Below are 21,819 nucleotides of genomic sequence, written 5' to 3'. Positions count from 1 at the left end.
AGCGCCTAAGGAGGAGCAAATGCTCAAAGGCAAAGGCAAGGACAAGAAATACGTGGGCTTCGGCGGAAACGGCGAGGAGAAGCCGTTCGTGCCCATGAAAAAACTCTCGGAAGGGGCGCCGTCGCGGACCCAGCAGAAGTGGCCCCTCCCCTACCGCAGGAATAAAGCGGAGGATGCCGGAAAGGCCGTCCCCGGCCACGAGGACAGGCCCGGACGCGACTACATGAAAGACGAATCGGCCCTCGGGCCCGAAGCGGCCGCCAAGCCGGCCGGGAAAAGGCGCGGCAGGAAAGAGGACAGGGAAAAGGAAACTACCGCTACCGATTCGGTGAAGGTATATTTCAGCGGCATAAAGAAGTTCGCGCTCCTTACGTCGGACGAGGAGAAGACGCTCGCCAGGAGGATCGCGAAAGGCGATACCCAGGCCAGGAGGAAGATGATAGAGGCGAACCTCCGGCTCGTGGTCAACATAGCGAAAAGGTACCTCAACCGCGGTCTTCCGCTCCAGGACCTCATAGAGGAAGGGAATATCGGCCTCATAAAATCCGTCGAGCGGTTCAAGGCCACGAAAGGGTGCAAGTTCTCCACCTACGCAACCTACTGGATAAAGCAGGCGATAGAGCGCGCCATAGCCAACCAGTCCTCGATAGTGCGGCTCCCTATACACGTGACGGCGGACATATCCAAGCTCACCCGGGCCAACAGGGAGCTTACGAGGTCGCTTAAAAGGGAGCCGAGCCTGGTCGAGCTCTCGGAAAAGACGGGGCTCTCCGGGAGGTACGTAAAGAAGCTCAACACCATCAGCAAGAAAAGCTATTCTCTCGAGGCGAGCTTCCCGGACGACACCGACCAGTCGCTCCTCGACAGGCTGGAGGACGACAGGTTCCCGACCCCGATGGAGGTCATCGACGATTCCCGGAGGGTCGACAGGATAAACTCCTGGCTCGGGATGCTTGACGAGAACGAGAGGACGATACTCAAGCTCAGGTTCGGCCTGGAGGAGGACGAGCCCCAGACGCTCGAAGCCATAGGAAAGTCGTTCGGCGTGACCAGGGAGCGCGTGCGCCAGATAGAAGTAAAGGCACTTGACAAGCTCAAGAAGATAATACGCCAGTCGGACATACTTTCGTTCGATTCGGTCTGATAATGGGCAACCTCTAAAAATTGATCTTTTCCCCGGACTCTGCGTCAGTCCGGGAATAAAAATGCTCACATATTGTCATATATGCTCCGCATTTTATTCCCGGCCTTCCGGGAAAAGCGGGAAAAATCTCTAATTTTTAGAGGTTGCCAATGAAAGGTCCGGCCCGGGGAGCGGGTCTTGGGCGTTCCAAATGAAATCCTGCTGCGGCACAAAATGGAAGGAGGCGGTATGACGATAAAAGTCCTCATCGCCTTCAGCAACCGGCTCTTCTCTGAAGGCATAAGGAAGCTACTGGAAGGGACCGGGGATATACAGGTCGCCGGGACGGTAGAGCCTGGCGCAAGCCCCAGGGAGGCCATGGAATCCCTGAGACCAGACTGCGTACTGGTGGATTTCACCACCCTTTTCAACGGGTTCGGGGACGACGGCCCCGCCTCGGGCAGGTTCATACTCCTCGACACCAGATGCGGCGAAGAGAACATAGTCTCGGCGGTGCTCACAAAGGGGCTCAAGGGGGTCCTGTCCGCAGGCTCGACCCCGCTTCTTCTCAAGAAGGCCATAAGGGCCGTCGCCTGCGGCGAGATATGGCTGGACAAGATAGAAGTGAAAAACATACTGACCGGGCTCCACGCCCTCAAGAAGGCTGCAAGGCCGTCTCTTTCCGAACGGGAATGGGAGGTCGTTAGCCTCGTGGGCCAGGGGTTCAGGAACAAGGAGATTGCCTTGAGGCTCTGCATAAGCGAGCCGACCGTCAAAACACACCTCCAGCGCATATTCCACAAGCTCGATATCCAGAACAGGCCCCAGCTCATAACGTTCGCCCTGAGGAACCGGAACGAGCGCCAGGCCGAGGGGAGCGCCTGACCGCCTCCGGCCTGTCCGTACGGACAGAGGGGTTTGACACACTCCGTGCCCTGATATAAAATCCTTTCAAGGCGGAGACGCTACAGCCCGCCGTTTCAGGCAAAGCTGTCCCTTCGAGCGCCTGAAAGTCTTCTCAATCCCCATGCGCCCCCTTAGGAAGCGGCCGGTCAAAGCGGCCGCCTGGCCGGGGCGGACAATCCATAAGCCGGAGGGCCTTTGAAGGACAAGGCCGTCACTGTAGTCGTGGAGATACCGAAAGGGTGCCGCAACAAGTACGAGTACGACCCTGTGGCAAAGGTCATCCGGTTCGACCGGATGCTCTTCTCGGCGGTCCATTACCCGAGCGACTACGGCTTCATACCCGACACGCTCGCCGGGGACGGCGACGCGCTCGACGCGCTGGTGCTCGTATGGGAGCCGACCTTTCCCGGATGCCATATCGAAGCCAAGGCGGTGGGCGTATTCAAGATGCGGGACGAGAAGGGGCCTGACGAGAAGATACTCTGCGTGCCGCTAAAAGACCCGCTCTGGAACTACATAAACGAGCTTAAGGACGTACCGCCGCATTTACTCAAGGAGATAGGCCACTTCTTCGAGATTTACAAGGACCTGGAAGAGAAAAAGACCGGTGTCGAGGGCTGGGCAGGCCGGGAATCCGCGGAAAAGGTCATAGCCGAGTCGAGGGCCCGGTTCCGCGGGCAGTAGACAGGACCGTAGCGGTATAGCCTTTATTCGGAGCAAAGGCGGCACATCAACAATTACGGAGTGCGTAAGGCGCTCCCTTATCTCATCCTGGACGCCTTTCAGCAGAGAGAGAATGAAAAGGCCCTTTCCCCTCGCATACAAAGTCGTGTTGGCATTCCTTGTAGTCCTCCTTCCCATATCCGCCATGTTCCTCATTAGCCTCAAGAGCATCAGCAGGAACACAGGCGCCCTTGTGAATGAGAACTTAAGGGCTACCGCGGAAGCCAGGTCAGCGGAACTCCTCTTCTTCCTTGAATCGCTTAAGGAGCGTGTCGTGGATTTCTCGACCGACGGGATGATAAGGGACAACCCGGAGAGGGCGGTCAGGGACGGCCTTTCCGAGGACCCTGCACTTAGCGCTTATCTAACCGAGCATAAGCTCCCGGTCCTTGAGGACGCATACAGGCTTTCGGTGATGCGCATGGACGGAAAGGTCGTCTCCTCTACGGACCAGGCCGTTATCGGGGAGGACCGCTCAGGCCAGGATTTTTTCCTGAAGGGGAGCGAGGTTCCTTCGATCACGGTCAGGCCTACCGGTGTTCCTGATCTTGTCGTCTCGGTACCGCTCCGGAGCAGGGAGAATGGAGATTTCATAGGCGTGCTCGCGGCCTTTGTCCCCAAGGAGCGGCTTGGGGATATACTGGCACGCGAAAGGGGGCGTGACATCGGCATCACCCGCTACGCGCTGGAGGGCTACAGGACACTGGATATATACCTCGTGAATATGGACAGGCTCATGATAACCCCTTCGTGGCTCATCGAGGGCACCGTCTTCAGGACCACCGTGGACACCGAGGCGGTGAGGGCCTGCCTGAATGAAGGAAGGGAACACATGGGCGTCTACGAAGACTACAGGGGCGAGGCCGTATTCGGGACGTCCATCTGCATGCCGGATTTCGGCTGGGTCCTCTTGACGGAGGTGGACAAAAAAGAGGCCTTCGTGCCGATCAGTCGCCTGGTTAATTACGGTGCGCTGACCGGGGTAGCGGTGCTGGTCCTCGTCTCCGGATTCGCTCTTTATTTCCTCAGGATGGCCAGGCAGCTCAAGACCATTGCCTCAGCCTCGAAGGAGATAGCCGCCGGGAACTATGCCGCCCGAGTGCCGGTAAGGAGCGGGGACGAGATAGGTATCCTTGCGGGCCATTTCAACAGGATGGTTGCCGACGTGCAGGAAAGGAGCCGCGCCCTGAAGGAGAGCGAAGAGAGGTTCAGGGGCCTCATCGAGGCCATAAACGACTGGGTCTGGGAAGTGGACGAGAACCTCGTATATACCTACGTAAGCCCGAAGGTCAGGAGCCTCCTCGGATACGAGCCCGAAGAGCTCGTCGGAAGGACGCCCTTTATGCTCATGCCGCCGGAAGAGGCCGAAAGGGTCGAGAAAGACGTCGCGCAGGCGGTCGAAAGAAGAGAGCCGTTCAACGCCTACGAGAACACGAACCTGAAAAAAGACGGCTCCATCGTCGTGCTTGAGACAAACGCCTCCCCAATCTTCGATTCTAACGGGGTCTTCCGGGGCTACCGTGGCATTGACAGGGACGTAACCGAAAGGAAGGCGGCCGAGGACGCCTTGAGAAAGAGCGAATCGAGGCTCGCCAACGCGCAGAGGATAGCGAGTCTCGGGAACTGGGACTGGGACATAGGTACGAACGAGCTTCACTGGTCGGACGAGATATACAGGATATTCGGGGTCGCTCCCAGGGAATTCGGGGCGACTTACGATGCTTTCCTCAACTACGTGCACCCGGACGACAGGGATAAGGTAATTACTGCGGTCAACGAGGCGCTCTATGATAAAAAGCCCTACTCCATCGACCACATGATAGTGCTCCATGACGGGACCGGGAAGACAGTGCATGAGGAAGGAGAAGTCGTCTATGATGACGGCAAACCCCTCAGAATGACCGGCACGGTCCTGGACATAACCGAGCGGAAGAAGGCCGAGGACGAAATACGGAAACTCAATGCCGAGCTCGAGGAGCGCGTGGCCGAGAGGACGGCGGAGCTCGAGGCGGCGAACCGCGAGCTCGAGGCCTTCAGCTACAGCGTCGCGCACGACCTGAAGACCCCGTTGAGGACGATAGACGGGTTCGCCCGGATACTCATGAAGGACAGCCCCGAGGCGCTCGGCCCCTCGGGAAGGGAATACCTTGAAAGGCTCGTTGCCGCGAGCAGGCGCATGGGCGAGCTCATAGACGCGCTCTTGAAGCTCTCGCGCGTCATGAGGGCGGAGATGACGCTAGAGCGGGTGTACTTGAGCGGCATCGCGAGGGCCATCGCCTCGGACCTCAGGAGGGCCCAGCCCGAGCGAAATGCCGAGTTTATCATCCATGAGAACCTTGCCGCGGACGGCGACCCGGGGCTTCTAAAAACCGTGATGGAGAACCTCCTGGGGAACGCCTGGAAGTTCACCTCCAAGAAAGACGCGGCCAGGATCGAGTTCGGCTCATCCGGGATGGAGGACGGGAAGACGGTCTTTTTCGTGAGAGACAACGGCGCAGGTTTCGAGATGAAGTACGCGGAAAGGCTCTTTAACCCATTCCAGAGGCTCCACGGCGAGGACGAATTTCCGGGCACCGGCATCGGCCTTGCAACGGTCCAGAGGATAATACAGCGACACGGGGGCAGTATCCGGGCCGAAGGAGAAAGGGAAAAGGGCGCAACTTTTTATTTTACTCTTTAACCGTAAGTGGGTTACAATTGTTACAATTTTTAAACCGGGAGGCACCCTGAGAGCGAATGCACCCTGAAGCCATCCCTCTAAAGGTCCTTATCGCCGAAGACTCGGAAGACGATCTCATATTCCTCATGCGCGAACTCCGGCGCGGCGGCTACGAGATGTCCTTTTTAAGGGTGGACGATGAAAGGGACCTGCAGGACGCCCTTGAAAAAGGCCCGTGGGACATTGTCATCTCGGATTACATAATGCCGAGGCTCTGCGGCCTCGAGGTGGTGAAGGCCGTAAGGGAGCGCGGCCTCGAGGTGCCGGTCATAGTCGTGTCGGGCCTCATGGGCGAGGACCTGGCGGTCACCACCATGAAGGCCGGGGCTGACGACTACATATTGAAGGACAGGCTCTTCAGGCTCCTCCCGGCAATTGAGCGCGAGCTTCGCGACTATGCCACGAAAAGGGCGCACAGGAAGGCTGAAGAGGAGCTCCGGGCCCTTAACCGGCTCCTTGAGACCCTGACCGAGGTCGACAAGATGCTCGTAAGGGAGTCCTCCGGGCGGAGCGTCCTTTCCGAGACCTGCCGCATACTCGTTGAAAAGGCCGGGTTCAGGGCGGCTTGGATAGGGAAATCGGGAGTTTCGACCGGCGAGGTCGTACCGCTTGCAGCCTCAGGCTGCGACAATGATTTCCTTCGGATAGCCCGGAGGAGGCGCGACGGTATCCCGCCCGGGCCCGGCACCGTGGACAGGGCAATCGACACCGGCTCCTATTCCGTGTGCCTCGATATCGGAGGCGACGAAAGCCTGAACCCACTGGCGGGCGAGGCCGCGAGCCGGGGTTACAGGGCGTGCGCTTCTTTCCCTCTCGTGGTAAGGGGGTCGGTTTTCGGAGCCCTTACCGTCTACTCTGAAAACCCCTCTGTCTTTTTCGAGAAAATGGTGGACCTTCTTCAGAGCCTTGCCGCGGACGTGGGGTTTGCACTCCAATCGATAGAGGAGGCCGCGGAGCGCAGGAAGGCGGTAGAGGCCCTCAGGGAGAGCGAGGAGCGCCTGAGGACCATCTTCGAATCCGCGATGGACGGCATGTTCGTCATCGACATGGAGGGGCGCTACCTCGACGTAAACCTCGCGGGCTGCCTTATGGCCGGCTATTCGCGCGAGGAGATACTCTCGTCCGACGTGACCCTGCTCGCCATCCCCGGGAGGCTCGACAGGCTCAAGCTGCACAGGGACCTCTGGAAAAAGGGCGGTTTCGTGCAGGAGGTGCCGCTACGGAGGAAGGACGGCTCGGTCCTTTGGGTGGACATGGCCATAACGCCTTTCAAGGTCGGCGAAAGGGAACTCGCCCTCGGCATAAAAAGGGACATAACCGCGAGAAAAAACGCCGAGGACGCCCTCAGGGAAAGCGAGGAGCGGTTCAGGCAGATATTCGAGCAGAACCAGAACGCGCAGATACTCATAGAAGACGGGAGCTGCAGGATAACCGACGCGAACCCGGCGGCCATAATGCTCTTCGGATATTCGAGGGAGGAGCTCGCCTCATCCGACCCGCCGCCGTTCCTCCATGTCCTTTCGGAGTCGGTAAATAGACTTTCGGCCAGGGAGGCCGGGTTCGTCATAGACAGGTCGGAGAGCGTGCGGAAGGACGGCACCAGGGTGACCTTCTCGGCAAGGGGCCAGGTCATAAAGCTCAAGGGCAGGGACGGGAAGATGGTCCTCTGCACGGTCCAGGACCTGACCGACTTCATAAGGATGGAGGAGGAGGCCCGCCTCATGCAGGCCAAGCTCATACACGCGAACAAGATGACCTCTATAGGGACGCTCGCGTCCGGGGTCGCCCACGAGATAAACAACCCCAATAATTTCATACTCTTCAACTCGTCCCTTCTCGCGGACGCGTGGAAGGACTCTGTAAGGATACTCGACGGGTATTACCGCGAGCACGGCGACTTCTCGCTCGGGGGGCTCCCTTACTCGGAGATGTCCGAGGTCATACCCGAGCTCCTTTCGGGGATAACCGACGGGTCGAGGAGGATAAAGGGGATAGTGGATAGCTTGAAGGACTTCTCGAGGCCGGACAAGGCCTGCTTCGATGGGAAACTCGACGTGAACAGGGCGGTGCTGGCGGCGGTGTCGATCCTCAGCAGCCAGATAATGAAGCACACGGACAAATTCGAGGTCTCGACCGCCGAGGGCCTCCCTGCCGTCCGGGGCAGCTCCCAGAAAATAGAGCAGGTGCTCATAAATCTTGTAATCAACGCCCTCCACGCGCTCCCGGACAGGTCGAGGGGCGTCCATGTAAGGTCTTTCCATGACAAGGAAAAGGGCGAGGTGGTTATCGAGGTCCGTGACGAGGGCGCGGGAATGTCCAGGGAGGTGCTGGAGAGGATAACCGAGCCCTTTTTTACGACGAGGGGTGATGCCGGAGGCACTGGGCTCGGCCTTTCCATATCCTATTCGATAATAAGGGAGCACAGAGGTAGCATGGACTTTGAATCCGAGCCAGGGAAAGGCACTACCGTTTCCATAAGGCTTCCGGCGGCATAGAATCCAGACAACCCATATTAGGCTGCTGAAAAAGTCCATCTGCTTCGAAGGCTACGTCGCTGGACACTCCGGCGTACACGAAAAGTACGCCTCATTCCTCGCTCCCCTGTTCCTAATGGGGCTTCGCATCTGGAGCTTTTTGAGCAGCCTGAATAAAAACGGAGTTTTTCAGCAAGCTGCTAAAAGATTGAATCTTTTCCCCTGACTTTGCGTAATGACGGGAATAAAAATGCTCACATATGACATATATGCTCCACTTTTTATTCCCGGCCTTCCGAGAAAAGCGGAGACAATCTCTAATCCTTAGAGGTTGTCTGAATCCGGCACTCGCGTCACCCGTAGACTCCTCAAAGAATCCTGCAATCCTTCCAGTCTCTCAGGCCGATTCATTTCTCGCGGATTGATTTAATCGGAATATCTTATAGACTCTAAATATGGCCGAGGACTCCAAATACCCCAACTCCGAGAGGGGGGGCGGGTGGAAGATATTGATTGCCCTGGTGCTCTTCGGGCTCTTCCTCTATATATGGGGCCAGTCGGTCGAGGAGGATACAGGGACCGCGCAGAGGATAAGCTACACCGAGTTCCAGGAGCAGCTCGAGGCCGGGAACATCCGCTCGATAACCATGAAGGGGCAGGAGGTGACCGGCGAGTTCAAGAGCCCGGTCCAGGTGGGCGCCCCAGGACCTGATGGCGCGCCCGGGCCTGCCGCAGGTTTCATGACCTATCTCCCTGTGTTCCAGGGCCCGGAGATACTGGGTGAATTCGAAAAGAAAGGCATTGCCGTGAACGTCGAGCCTGACGAAGGCGGGTCCCCTTTATGGCAGTTCGTGATACTGCTGCTGCCGTGGGTCCTCATTATCGGCATATGGTTCCTCATCATAAGGAGGGTGCAGCAATCGCAGGGCGGAGGGCAGCCGGGGCTCTTCAACTTCGGCATGAGCAAGGCGAAGCTCTACAATATGCGCAAGCCCAGCATAACCTTCATGAACGTCGCCGGGCTTGAGAACGCGAAAGTAGAGCTCCAGGAGACGGTCGAGTTCCTCAAGAACCCGGCCCGGTTCACGTCCATAGGGGCCAAGGTCCCCAAGGGCATACTCCTGATAGGGCCGCCCGGCACCGGCAAAACGCTCCTTGCCCGGGCCACTGCAGGCGAGGCCGGCGTCCCCTTCTTCAGCATAAGCGCCTCAGAGTTCGTCGAGATGTTCGTTGGCGTGGGTGCGTCCAGGGTGAGGGACATGTTCAAGAAGGCCAAGGAGACCAGGCCATCGATAATATTTATAGACGAGATAGATTCCGTCGGGAGGGTAAGGGGCGCGGGCCTCGGCGGGGGGCACGACGAGAGGGAGCAGACCTTGAACCAGCTTTTGAGCGAGATGGACGGATTCGAGCCGCACGATGAGATAATCGTCATAGCCGCGACCAACAGGCCTGACGTGCTCGACCCGGCGCTCTTGAGGCCCGGCCGCTTCGACCGCCACATCGTCATAGACAGGCCAGGCTGGAAGGACAGGAAGTCCATACTCGAGGTCCACGCAAGGAACAAGAGGATAGCCCCAGAGGTCGACTTCGAGAAGATAGCAAAGGGAACGCCCGGCATGACCGGGGCCGACCTTGAGAACCTCATGAACGAGGCCGCGCTCGAAGCCGTGAAAAAAGGCAAGGAGCGGGTAGAGATGAGGGACTTCGAGGAGGCGAGGGACAGGGTCATGATGGGCTCCAAGAGGGAGGAGAGCTTCTCCGAGGACGAAAAGAGGATAACCGCGTACCACGAGGCCGGCCACACGCTGGTCTCCTGGGAGCTCCCGCATACGGACCCCATACACAAGGTCTCGATAATACCGAGGGGCATGGCCCTCGGAGTAACCCAGTTCCTTCCCGAGGAGGACCGGCACTATTACCCGAAGAGCTACCTCATAAACAGGCTCTGCGTCGCGCTCGCGGGGAGGGCCGCCGAAAAGCTGGTCTTCATGGACGTAAGCAGCGGCGCGAACGACGACTTGAAGAACGCAACGGCCCTTGCGGAGAAGATGGTCGCCCAGTGGGGCATGTCCGACAAGGTCGGGCCCATAAACTTCGGCAGGGGCGAGGAGCACCCGTTCATCGGCAGGGACATATCTGTCCAGAAGCGGTACAGCGAGACGATGGCCTGGCTCATGGACAAGGAGATAAGGAACCTCATACTGACGGCTGAAAGAAAGGCTGACGAGCTCCTTCTCCGGGGGCGGAAAACACTCGAGGAGCTTGCGGCCGCGCTCCTCAAGGACGAGTCCCTCGATAAGGAGGACGTGGAGAAGATAATCAGGAGGACGAAAGGGGTTGAGCCCCTCCGTAAAATAAGCAACTAAAGGCTGCTGAAAAAGCCCAATCTGCTGTGTCGTCTTCAAAGTTGGACACTCCGGCGTACCACAGAAGTACGCCTCATTCCTCGCTTTTCGACTCCTTGCATCTTGAGCTTTTTGAGCAGCCTTCATGTAATTTTGAGTATTTCAGCAACCCAATAACGCGTACGCGCGTGAGAGTCCTTGCTTTTACCCCCGCCCTTTCATATAATAAACCGTCCTTAATCCATTTACCCCCCCACAGGAGCCGGCGGCCCCGTGTCCCGGCGGTTTCGGTACCGAAGAGGCGATGCCTCTTCCCTTCAGGCAGGTATGCAAAAGACCACAGTGTTCATAGCCGACGACCATCCGGTGCTGCGCAGGGGCATAAAGGCGATTTTCCCCCCGGATGAATACGAGGTGGTGGGGGAGGCCGACAACGGCATGGCGGCCTTGAAGGGCATAGCCGCGCTCAGGCCGGACATAGCCATTCTCGACATCACCATGCCGGACCTGGACGGCATAGCGGTAACGAGGCGCGTGGTGGAGGAATTCCCGGAGACCAGGATAATCATACTCTCCATGCACGCGGACCTGTCGCGCCCGCTGGAGGCCTTCAGGGCAGGGGCGCTCGGCTACGTGCTCAAGGACTCGGAGCCGGGGGAGCTCTTGAGGGCGGTCGAGAAAGTGAGGACCGGGAGCAAGTACGCGAGCCCGGCCGTCACGGAGGAGATACTTAACGACTTCGTGGACGTCATAAAGAAAGAGCAGAGCCACGACCCCTTCGACACCCTCTCCGGAAGGGAAAAAGAGGTGCTCAAACACATCGCGGACGGGTCCACCAGCAAGGAAATAGCCGAAAAGCTCTTCATATCGCTTGCTACCGTAAAAAGCCACAGGAACAACATAATGAAGAAACTGAAGGTGAGCGACATGGCGAGCCTTATAAAGATTGCGATCAGGAAAGGCATGGTCCAGCCAGATTGACGGGACCATGAGCCTCCTGCCCTCGCAACCAGCCCACCTCCTGCCAAGCACCACCAGTATTTAGTTTAAATCTCCGGCAAAACCCATGCGGGGCCCTGCGCGACACACGGCAATCAGGGCTTTCGTCATAGAGGCCCAGCCTGCTAAACCTTTTGCCCGGTCGAGCCTCAACCTTTCGCATTAGTCCTGAATCATCGATTTAAATCCCTCAAAATAGGGTTTAGTCCCGATTATCAGCGCTCCAGTTCCACCGATAAGGAATAAAGGGTGAAACAGCGCGCAAGGATACTGGTGGTCTCCGAGGACCGCATGATGAGGACAATGGTCGGCTTCTCGCTGGCCCTTGAGGATTTCGAGGTGAAGGAAGCGTCCGGCGCCAGCTCCGCGTTGAGCGCGATAAGCTCCGGCTTCGCGCCCGAGCTCGTCATATGCGGGTGCGGCCCGTGGCCCGCCGCAGGGGGGTGGCTCAGGAGCATAAGCGGCCTTTCAGTGCTAAGGCGCTCGCCGATACTGGCGATACTGGCATCGCGGGACGACCTGGACAGGCGTATGGAATGGATGGAGGCCGGGGCCGCGTGCCTGCTTGCGGCCCCGTTCTCTTCGGAGCAGCTTCTTGAAATGGTGAAAATAGCCCTTTTCAACGCAAAATCGACGAGGAACCTCTGATGGATTGGATGTCAATTAAAATACGGTTGACTGGCGGTTTCGGCATACTGCTCGGCCTTTTCGCGCTGTTCGTCTATTGGGCGGCAGGCTCGTCAACAGGCATCGTCGCGTTTGCGCTCATATCGGCGGCGATTTGCGGGCTCACGGCGGTCTTCATGCTCATTGCCGGAAGACACATACTCGCACCGCTACGCGACATCAAAAACGCCATAGACGGGCTTTCGGCAGGGAACTTCTCGGTAAGGTCGGACGTTAAGGTAAGGGTGCTTGGTATCGAGATGAAGGACGAGTTTGCTGGGCTGAGCGAGAGCGTGAACTGCATGGCTGAAAAGGTATCGCGCCTCATAGAAAAGATAGAAGAGACCTCGACCCATCTCGCTTCGGCGTCGGAAGAGCTCTCGGCCACCTCCGCGCACATATCCGAGGGCGCGATGAGGCAGTCCGGCCAGACCTCCTACACCGCGACCGCAATGGACCAGATGAACGCCACGGTACTGGAGGTCGCGAAGAACTCCCACCAGGCCTCGATAGACGCGAAAAAAGCGAGCGAGACTGCCTCAAGGGGCGGACAGGTGGTGAGCGGGGCGACCTCCGCCATGCAGGAGGTCGCCGAAGCCACGTCCGTTTCGGCCACCACGATACAGAGGCTCGGCAGCAGGTCGGAGGAGATAGGGACGATCGTTTCCGTCATAAACGACATAGCGGACCAGACGAACCTCCTTGCGCTCAACGCAGCGATAGAGGCCGCGAGGGCCGGCGAGCAGGGCCGCGGTTTCGCGGTCGTCGCCGACGAGGTCAGGAAGCTTGCGGAAAGGACGACCCGGGCGACGAGGGAGATCGGGGTCATGATAACTTCAATACAGGAGGAGACCTCCAGGGCGGTTTCGGCGATGAACGAAGGCAACCTGAAGGTAGAAAACGGCGTCAGGCTCGCAAACGAGGCAGGCCAGGCCCTTAAAGACATCGTATCGGGTGTCGAGCTCGTGACCGACATGATAGCGCAGATAGCGACCTCCGCCGAGGAGCAGAGCGCCACGACGGACGAGATCGCAAGGAGCGTTGAATCGATAGCAGAGGTCTCAAAGGAGAACGTTTCCGCCACTGGCGAGGTGGCGAGGGCCACGGGCGAGCTTGCGGCTCTGGCTGCTGAGCTAAAAAGCCTCGTATCGGGCTTCAAGGCAAAAGACCGAGATGATGAAGAGACCGGCCCGGAAAGGGCCGTTCACAACAGGCTCCGCATAGTGCATCCCCTCCGTAAAGCCACTCCAGCCTACACCAGAGAAGCGTAGCACCAGCTTAAGCGACTGCCTGCCGCCCCCCGTCCACCGGGGGGCGCCATCCACTCCCTTTTTGGCAACCGCTGACAGGCTGCTGAAAAAGTCCATCTGCGTCGAAGGCTACGTCGCTGGCTACGAAGGCGTACACGAAAAACACGCCTCATTCCTCGCTCCCCTGTCCCACAGGGGCCTCGCATCTGGAGCTTTTTGAGCAGCCTGAGTAGAAACGGAGTTTTTCAGCAAGCTAAAAATTGATATTTTCCCCTAACCGCGTAGTTAGCTGGAATGAAAATGCTCGCATATTGTCATATATGCTCCGCTTTTTATTCCGGCCTTCCGGGAAAAGCGAAAAAACTCTAATTTCTAGAGGCCGCCTTTTTTGAGTCAAGCGCCGCCCGGGGCGGCACCGGCCCACCTCAGCGGCGGTTTCAACAAAATTCTTAATATTTCAACCGGAACCGCCGAAGAGTAGTGGACGGGCACTTGCGTTCCCAGGGTGGAAGCGGGAGATGCGCCGAGGGCCGTAACTGTCAAATTTACCTTGACTTTCCAGCTGGCAAGGGGTAAGTTTCCAGTTGAACACGTCAATAAAAGGGGGCCTTATAATGGCAAGGAAGATACTTCTGGCAGACGATTCCATTACGATCCAGAAGGTCATATCCATTACTTTCGCCTCTGAAGACTATGAGCTTATCATAGCTGGTGACGGGGATACGGCCTTGAGAAAAGCCTGGGAGGAGAAGCCGGACCTCATCATAGCCGATATAGCCATGCCCGGAAAGTCGGGTTATGAGGTTGCGGCCGCTGTAAAGTCCGACCCGGAGCTTAGGAATACGCCGGTCCTCCTGCTTGCGGGCACGTTCGAGCCGCTCGACAGGAACGAGGCCATGAGGGTAGGCGCGGACGACAGCATAGTCAAGCCCTTCGAGTCCCAGGACCTCCTGGACAAGGTAAGGGACCTACTTGCAAGCGCCGAGTCGAGACAGGCGCAGGCCGCCTCAACGGCCCCTTCGAAGACCGGCGCATCCGCCGCCCAGGGCGCAGGGGCGGAGGATATCTGGTCTGCGGGAGGGTTCCTCAGCGCGCCGGACGAGTTCGAGACTAAAGTCGAGGATACGGGCGGCGTTGACCTTGATTTCCTGACCTCCGGCGGGCTTTTCGAGGACGATGAGAAGGGGCAGCCGAAGGCGGACGACTTCACGGACCTCGTTATAAACGAAGACGAGTTTAAGACGGGCTCCGGTCCTGCCGTCACTGAAGCGGCCCCCGAAGCCCCGTTCGAGCTTAAAGGCTTCGATTCCGGCGAGGAGGAAAGGAAAGGCGAGCCGCCGTTCGACCTTGGCGCGTTCGACAGTTTCTATAACGCGGATAACAGGTCAACCGTGGCGCTCGAAGCCGAGCCGTTCGGGAGCGGACCTGCGAAGAGGGAGGAAGCGGAAGAGATCCCAGGTATTGGTTCTTTCCAGCCCTTCAGGGAGGAAACCGCTCCGGTAGAGGAGATATCCAGGGTTGAAGACATTTTTGAGGAGGAAGGCGAGATAGCCGAGCCCGACCTCCTGGAGATACCGGAAGAGGTTATCGACTCCAGGCCTGAGGCGCCGTCTTTAATGAAGGCAGTTCCGGAGCCGCCGGCCAGCGCACCCCAGCCGCGCTCCGCAGTGGCGCCCGAGTCCGAGATACGGGCCGCGGTCGAGCGCGTTGCGGACGGGATAGAGGAGAGGATCGCCTCCAACCTCGAGAAGAGGCTCGGGAAGGCCGAGGCCAATGCGGCTGAGGTCATTGAGAAGGTGGCGGAGAGGGTCGAGGAAAGGCTCAGGAATGAGCTCGCATCGAAGCTTGCCCGCCTCGATTCCCTTGTCGCCGAGGCCGCCGAAAGGGCAGCCGAGAGGATGGAAGAGAAGATACGGGGAGAGCTCGTTCAGCGCCTCCAGGGGCTCTCGGTCCCGAAGGAGCAGGTGGAAGCAGTCGTCTCCAGGTCCGCCAAGCAGGTCGTGGAGCACGTCTCTTGGGATGTGGTCCCCGAGCTTGCGGAGCGCCTCATAAAAGAGGAGATCAGAAAGGCCAAGGAAGCGTTCCTCAAGACCAGGTAAGCGCGGCCATAGGCAATTATCGAATTCTCTGCCGTTTTCCGAGCGGCAGAGAATTTTTTTGTTTTTTTTACGGCCGTTCCAACTTATAATTTCAAATTGGCGGTCCGAGAAATAAAACGGCTTGCAAGCCGTGGCTTCGGCTCCGGGGTCCTTCCCCTCACCGGCGGCATGGCCCAGTATTGTGCCTGCAGCCGTTCCGCCCGCAGCGGTTTTTCCCGTCAAAAAAAATCAGGAAGGTTTGGATGAGCGAGAAGACGCTTGAGAAGACTTACGAGCCCGGCTCCGTCGAGGGCCGGTGGGCGGAGCACTGGATACGGGAGAAGCTCGCGACTCCCGATGAGCGCTCCGAAAAACCCCCTTTCTCGATGGTCATACCGCCGCCTAACATCACCGGCGCCCTGCATCTCGGCCACGCACTGAATTCAACCCTCCAGGACATACTCGCAAGGTCCAGGCGCATGAGGGGCTTTAACGTCCTCTGGCTTCCGGGCATAGACCACGCCGGCATAGCGACGCAGAACGTGGTGGAGAAGCAGCTTGCCGTTGAAGGCCTCGACAGGCACAAGGTCGGAAGAGAAGCCTTCATGGAGCGGGTCTGGAAATGGAAGAACGAGTCCGGCGGCACTATAATAAATCAGCTTAAAAGGCTCGGGGCCTCGTGCGACTGGACGAGGCTCCGCTTCACAATGGACGAGGGGCTCTCGAAGGCCGTCCGCGAGGTCTTTACCTCGCTCTACAAAGAGGGGCTCATATACAGGGGCGACTACATCATAAACTGGTGCCCCAGGTGCCATACCGCGCTCTCCGACCTCGAGGTCGAGTTCAACGAGACCGAAGGCAGCCTCTGGTACATGCGCTACCCGCTCGTTGAGCCGGCTGGCAATATCGAATACCTTACGGTCGCCACCACCAGGCCTGAGACTATGCTGGGCGATACCGCCGTGGCAGTAAACCCCGAGGACGAGAGGTACAAGGCCGTCATCGGGAAGAAGCTCAGGCTGCCGTTCGTCGAGCGCGAGATACCAGTAATAGGAGACGATTCGGTCTCCATAGAGTTCGGCACCGGCGCGGTCAAGATAACCCCCGCCCACGACTTCAATGACTTCGAGGTCGGCAGAAGGCACAATCTACCGTCCATAAAGGTAATGGACGAGAGCGCCCGGATGAACGAGAACGCAGGGCCCTTCAAGGGCATGGATAGATATGAGGCCCGGAAAAAGGTAATCTCCGGGCTCGAGGAAAAGGGCCTCCTCGAAAAAACGGAGAAGCACAAGCTCATGCTCGGCGCCTGCTACAGGTGCGCTACAATCGTAGAGCCGACCTTATCCAAGCAGTGGTTCGTGAAGGTCGCGCCGCTGGCCGGCCCGGCCATCGAGGCCGTGGAGGACGGCCGCATAAAATTCGTGCCGAAGAACTGGGAGAACCTGTATTTCGACTGGATGAGGAACATCCGGGACTGGTGCATATCCCGCCAGATATGGTGGGGGCACAGGATACCCGCGTGGCATTGCAAGGACTGCGGCGGGGTGACTGTCTCTGCCGCAGTCCCGGAGAAGTGCGAGAAGTGCGGGGGCGGGAATATCGAGCAGGACCCGGACGTGCTCGATACCTGGTTCTCGTCGGCCCTCTGGCCTTTCTCGACACTCGGCTGGCCCGATAAGACAAATGACCTTAAGGCCTTCTACCCCACGTCGGTACTTTCCACGAGCTTCGACATCATCTTTTTCTGGGTCGCCAGGATGGCGATGATGGGCCTTAAGTTCATGGGAGACGTACCTTTCAAGGACGTCTATATTCATGCCCTCATAAGGGACGCCAAGGGGCAGAAGATGAGCAAGAGCAAGGGGAACGTCATAGACCCCCTTGTGATGATGGAGCAGTACGGGACCGACGCCTTCAGGTTCACGCTCGCCGTGCTCGCGGCGCAGGGCAGGGACATAAAGCTCGCGGAGGACCGCATCGCCGGATACAGGAACTTCTGCAACAAGATATGGAACGTCGCGAGGTTCACGCTCATGAACCTCGACGGGCCGTTTTTCGAGGCAATGGCTTCGGGCAAGGCCGGGGTGGACGAATCCCGCTTCAACATGGCGGACAAGTGGATATGGGAGCGTCGGAACGCCTGCATACGGGAGGTGACCGAGGCCATCGACACCTACAGGTTCGACGAGGCCGCCAGGGTCCTTTACAGGTTCGTATGGCACGAGCTATGCGACTGGTACGTGGAGCTTGTAAAGCTCGACCTCCGTGGCGAGAGCGGCGCCGAGAGGAAGCTCGAAGCGCAGGCGACCCTCGCGGCAGTCATGATGGACACCATGAAGCTCCTCCATCCCTTCATGCCCTTCATAACCGAGGAGATAGCGGAAAAGCTCCCTGGATACAAAGGGAGCCTCATGTCAGGCGACTTCCCGAAAGAGGGCAGGGCATTTCCCGACGAGGCCGCGCGCATGGAGGACGTGATGGACGTCATAAGGGCCGTAAGGAACATCAGGACCGACATGAACGTCCCGCCTTCGGCAATGGCCGATTGTTTCTGCTTTGCCGACGACCCTGGCTTGAGGGAGACGATTTCAGAGGGGGCGGAGTACATCAAGCTCCTCGCGAGGATAAAGGGGCTGGTCATTGCCGAAAAAGGGGAAAGGCCCGGGGATTCCGTATCAGCCGTGGCCGGGGCAGGGCAGAAGAAGGCCGAGGTCTTCGTGCCGCTCGGCGGTCTCGTGGACTTCGAAGTCGAGGAGAAAAGGATAACGAAGGAGCTTTCCAAGACTGAGGCCGAAGCCTCGGGACTCGCAAAGAAGCTCGGGAACGAGGAGTTCACGAAAAAGGCCCCGCCCGAGGTGGTCGAGAAGGACAGGGCCAGGCTCGAAGCTTTGGAGGAAAAGACAGGAAAGCTCAAGGCCGGGCTGGAGCGCATAAGGAGCATAAGGGCTTGAGGCAGCCTCTGACACAGGCTGCTGAAAAAGTCCATCTGCGTCGAAGGCTACGTCGCTGGCTACGAAGGCGTACACGAAAAGTACGCCGCATTCCTCTCTCCCCTGTTCCAACTGGGGCCTCGCATCTGGAGCTTTTTGAGCAGCCTGAATAAAAACGGAGTTTTTCAGCAAGCTAAAAATTGATATTTTCCCCTAACCGCGTAGTTAGCGGGAATAAAAATGTTCACGTATTGTCATATATGCTCCGCCTTTTATCCCCGGCCTTCGGGAAAAGCGGGAAAAATCTCAAATTTTTAGAGGTTGCCTTGAGAAAGAATATCGCCCGGGAAAAACGTGGCCGACTTGGTGTAGGCAAGGCGCTCAAAAACTACGCGGCCCTTCTCATAGACGCGGCCCTTGCAGAGGACGTGGGCGCCGGCGACATTACGACCGATGCGATAGTCAAAAAAGGGCAGGCCGGGGCCGCGGAGTTCATTGCAAAGGAAGACATGGTAATAGCCGGGCTCTTCATCCCGGAGATGGTCTTTAAAAAGCTCGACAGAAAGGCCGTATTCAGGTCCGGCTTTACAGACGGCGAGCGGGTGGGGAAAGGGCAGGCCATCGCTACAGTCTCGGGCAAGCTCTCCGCGCTCCTTACGGGCGAAAGGGTCGCCCTCAACTTCCTGCAGCGCCTCTCCGGCATAGCTACGAGGACCCATGAGTTCGCGCGGAGAATAAAGTCCCCGGACGTGAAACTCCTGGACACCAGGAAGACGACCCCGTGCATGAGGCCCCTTGAGAGGTATGCCGTTAAAGCCGGGGGCGGGGAGAACCACAGGTCAGGCCTCTTCGATGCGGTCTTGATAAAGGACAACCACATAAAGGCGGCGGGGTCGGTTGCCGCCGCGCTGGATTCAGTGAGGAGGAAATACCGGGGCAGGGTGAAGGTGGAAGTGGAGGTCACGGACCTCCGCGAGACAAGGGAAGCCCTGGAAGCAGGCGGGGCGGATATAATAATGCTCGACAACATGGCCCCCTCTGAGATGAGGAAGGCCGTGAAGATAATCGGGAAAAGGGCGCTCGTGGAGGCGTCGGGGAACGTGAGCCTTGAAACCATAGGCCCCATATCGAAAACGGGCGTGGATTTCATATCCGCCGGGAGCATTACACATTCGGCGCGGGCCGTGGACATCAGCATGGAAGTGGTATCCCTATGCGGGACAAGGGTCAGGAAAGAGAGATAATAAGGCTCCTAAAGGCGGGGCCGGGCCATGTCTCGGGGCAGAAGCTCAGCAGGGCGCTGGGTGTTACCAGGACCGCGGTCTGGAAGCACATCGAGGCCCTCAGGAAATCCGGTTACACGATAGAGGCAAGCCCTTCAAAGGGCTACAGGCTGGAGGGCTCCCTACCGTTTAACGGCACGGAGGTATCGTCACTTCTCAAGACAGGCTTTATCGGAAGGGAACTCCGCTTCCACAATGAAGTCGGCTCCACCAATGCCGAGGCCTTTGAGCTTGCCCGGAACGGGTCAAGAGAAGGCACGGTCGTAATGGCCGAGAGCCAGGCCGGTGGAAAGGGGCGGCTCGGGAGGAAATGGGAGTCTCCTGCAGGGCTAAATATCTACATGTCGATACTCTTAAGGCCGCTCATACCGCCGGAAGAGGCGCACTGGCTTACGTTCGTGGCGGCCGTTGCAGCGGCAGAGGCGATATCGGAATTTTGCCCGGCAAGGCCGGTCCTGAAATGGCCGAACGACGTACTCATCAACGGGAGGAAGGCGGCAGGCATACTCCTTGAGATGGGCTCCGAGCCCGAGAGGGTGCATTTCGTGGTGATGGGCATCGGCGTGAACGTCAATATGACCAGGTCCATGTTCCCGGAATACATAAGGAATACGGCCACTTCCGTCCGGGAGGCCAAGGGGGGCGAGGTCGATAGAAGCGCCCTGGCGGCCCGCCTTTTATCGAGCGTCGAGCTGTGGTATAAGGTATACTTAGCCGAGGGTCCCGTGCCCATACTTTCGGAATGGAAGAGGTATTTCGGCTTTGAGGGCAAGGAGATACGGGTCGTCTCGTTCGGCAATGCCGTAAAAGGCGTCTGCCTGGGTGTCGACGATACCGGGGCGCTCCTTATCAGGGAGCCGGGCGGCGCCGTAAGAAAGATAGTGGCCGGAGACATGGAGGCGGCATCCGAATAGGTGCTCCTGACCGTAGACATAGGCAATACATCCATCACCCTGGGTGCTTTCAGGGGCGCAGGGCTTACGGAGAGCTGGCGTCTCTCGACGGACGCCGGTAGGACGGCTGACGAGTACGGGGCCTCGCTCGTTGCGCTCTTGTCATCCTCGGGCATAAAGGCACCGGACCTCAAGGCGGCCATAGTCTCTTCGGTCGTTCCGCAGCTGAATGGGGCCATGAAGGACGCGCTCGCCAGATACCTGGGCCTTAGCGCGACGTTCGTCACGCATGAGAACTGCGGGATTAAGGTCCTCACGGAAAGACCCTCGGAGGTAGGCCCTGACAGGCTCGTAAACGCGGTCGCGGCTTTCAGCATACATAGGAAGCCGCTCATAGTGGCCGATCTCGGGACCGCGGCGACATTCGATTACGTTACGGGGAAAGGCGAGTTCGCAGGCGGCGCGATCGCCCCTGGCATGGGCTTGTCGGCAGAGGCGCTCCATTCGAAGACCGCAGTGCTCCCAAGGGTCGAGCCCGATAAGCCCGACAGGGTTATCGGCAGGAACACTGTCGAGGCCATGCGCTCCGGGATATTCTACGGATTCCTGGGGCTCGTGGAGGGCATACTGGAGAGGATGGCCGAAGAAGCCGGGACAAGGCCCATGGTGGTCGCGACAGGCGGATACGCGGGCCTTTTCAAGGGCAGGTCGAGGCGCATAACCGAAGTAGACGAATTCCTGACCCTCAAGGGCTTAAGGATAATCCACGGAGGGAAGATAGATTAGATGTCTGAAGGCCGGGAACACTTCATCGCTGGGAAACGCTTTCTTAAGGAAGACAACCTTGACAGGGCCTTGAAATCGTTCGACAAGGCCTGGAAAGAGGACAAGGAGAACCCTGAGTACATGTCGTACTACGGCATGGTCAGGGCCATGAGGGCCGGGGAGATCGGCCTTGGCCTCGAGTTCTGCACCAGGGCCGTAAAGAAGGAGTTCTTCAGGGCCGAGTTCTACCTGAACCTCGGCAAGGTCTACATGGCCGCGGGAAATAAAAAAGGGGCCATAAAGGTATTCAAGAAGGGCTTGAGGTACGACGCCGCGAACGAGGAGATGAACTCGCTCCTCATACAGCTCGGGTTCAGGAACAGGCCGGTCATCCCGGTCCTCGACAGGTCTAACCCGCTGAACAAGTTCCTCGGGATACTACTGAGGAGGACGGTCCCCGGCCTTCTGGGAAAAAAGAAAAACAGATAGGGCAACCTCTGAAGATTGGTCTTTCCCCGGAATCCGGGTAGTTACTGGAATAAAAATGCTCACATATTGTCATATATGCTCCGCTTTTTATTCCGGCCTTCCTTGATTTCAGGAAAGATCTCTGATCTTTAGAGATTGCCAAACATACGTGAGACCCTCAACCCGGAGGA

General features: G+C 58.3%; 15 protein-coding genes. All 15 read left to right on the top strand.

The window, feature by feature from the left end; translation table 11 throughout:
• The first annotated feature begins 19 nt into the window (after nucleotides 1-19).
• Nucleotides 20-1,144, top strand: coding sequence for a sigma-70 family RNA polymerase sigma factor (locus QY316_10405; protein WKZ32314.1), 1,125 nt, complete (start codon nucleotides 20-22; stop codon nucleotides 1,142-1,144).
• 228 nt (nucleotides 1,145-1,372) lie between these two features.
• Complete coding sequence (locus QY316_10400; GenBank protein ID WKZ32313.1) at nucleotides 1,373-2,008, top strand: response regulator transcription factor; 636 nt, start codon at nucleotides 1,373-1,375, stop codon at nucleotides 2,006-2,008.
• Nucleotides 2,009-2,224: 216 nt separating this feature from the next.
• Nucleotides 2,225-2,713, top strand: coding sequence for an inorganic diphosphatase (locus QY316_10395; GenBank protein ID WKZ32312.1), 489 nt, complete (start codon nucleotides 2,225-2,227; stop codon nucleotides 2,711-2,713).
• A 112-nt stretch (nucleotides 2,714-2,825) separates the two neighbouring features.
• A complete protein-coding gene (locus QY316_10390) occupies nucleotides 2,826-5,432 on the top strand; it encodes a PAS domain S-box protein (GenBank protein ID WKZ32311.1) in 2,607 nt (868 codons plus the stop codon).
• Between the two features lie 56 nt (nucleotides 5,433-5,488).
• Nucleotides 5,489-7,966: a PAS domain S-box protein gene (locus tag QY316_10385; GenBank protein WKZ32310.1), complete on the top strand. Its 2,478-nt coding sequence runs from the start codon at nucleotides 5,489-5,491 to the stop codon at nucleotides 7,964-7,966.
• Between the two features lie 434 nt (nucleotides 7,967-8,400).
• A complete protein-coding gene (ftsH, locus tag QY316_10380) occupies nucleotides 8,401-10,314 on the top strand; it encodes an ATP-dependent zinc metalloprotease FtsH (GenBank protein WKZ32309.1) in 1,914 nt (637 codons plus the stop codon).
• A 306-nt stretch (nucleotides 10,315-10,620) separates the two neighbouring features.
• Nucleotides 10,621-11,274 carry a response regulator transcription factor gene (locus tag QY316_10375; protein WKZ32308.1) on the top strand — a complete coding sequence of 218 codons (654 nt, stop codon included), beginning with the start codon at nucleotides 10,621-10,623 and terminating at the stop codon, nucleotides 11,272-11,274.
• Between the two features lie 267 nt (nucleotides 11,275-11,541).
• Complete coding sequence (locus tag QY316_10370; GenBank protein ID WKZ32307.1) at nucleotides 11,542-11,940, top strand: hypothetical protein; 399 nt, start codon at nucleotides 11,542-11,544, stop codon at nucleotides 11,938-11,940.
• 8 nt (nucleotides 11,941-11,948) lie between these two features.
• A complete protein-coding gene (locus tag QY316_10365) occupies nucleotides 11,949-13,229 on the top strand; it encodes a methyl-accepting chemotaxis protein (protein ID WKZ32306.1) in 1,281 nt (426 codons plus the stop codon).
• Between the two features lie 593 nt (nucleotides 13,230-13,822).
• On the top strand, nucleotides 13,823-15,307 hold the full coding sequence (locus QY316_10360) for a response regulator (GenBank protein ID WKZ32305.1): 1,485 nt from the start codon (nucleotides 13,823-13,825) through the stop codon (nucleotides 15,305-15,307).
• Between the two features lie 242 nt (nucleotides 15,308-15,549).
• Nucleotides 15,550-18,240 carry a valine--tRNA ligase gene (locus tag QY316_10355; protein WKZ32304.1) on the top strand — a complete coding sequence of 897 codons (2,691 nt, stop codon included), beginning with the start codon at nucleotides 15,550-15,552 and terminating at the stop codon, nucleotides 18,238-18,240.
• Between the two features lie 383 nt (nucleotides 18,241-18,623).
• The gene (nadC, locus tag QY316_10350) at nucleotides 18,624-19,463 is read left to right on the top strand and encodes a carboxylating nicotinate-nucleotide diphosphorylase (GenBank protein ID WKZ34115.1); all 840 of its coding nucleotides are present in this window, start codon (nucleotides 18,624-18,626) and stop codon (nucleotides 19,461-19,463) included.
• Nucleotides 19,433-20,416, top strand: a complete 984-nt coding sequence (locus QY316_10345) for a biotin--[acetyl-CoA-carboxylase] ligase (GenBank protein WKZ32303.1) — start codon at nucleotides 19,433-19,435, stop codon at nucleotides 20,414-20,416. Before nadC ends, QY316_10345 begins: the two co-directional genes overlap by 31 nt.
• On the top strand, nucleotides 20,417-21,181 hold the full coding sequence (locus QY316_10340) for a type III pantothenate kinase (GenBank protein WKZ32302.1): 765 nt from the start codon (nucleotides 20,417-20,419) through the stop codon (nucleotides 21,179-21,181).
• Nucleotides 21,182-21,649, top strand: a complete 468-nt coding sequence (locus QY316_10335; protein WKZ32301.1) for a tetratricopeptide repeat protein — start codon at nucleotides 21,182-21,184, stop codon at nucleotides 21,647-21,649.
• Nucleotides 21,650-21,819 lie beyond the last annotated feature (170 nt).

The sequence above is a fragment of the Thermodesulfobacteriota bacterium genome, assembly GCA_030583865.1.
In the GTDB taxonomy this organism is placed as follows: Bacteria; Desulfobacterota; GWC2-55-46; order GWC2-55-46; family GWC2-55-46; genus UBA5799.
This window is presented reverse-complemented; position numbering and strand designations above follow the sequence as displayed.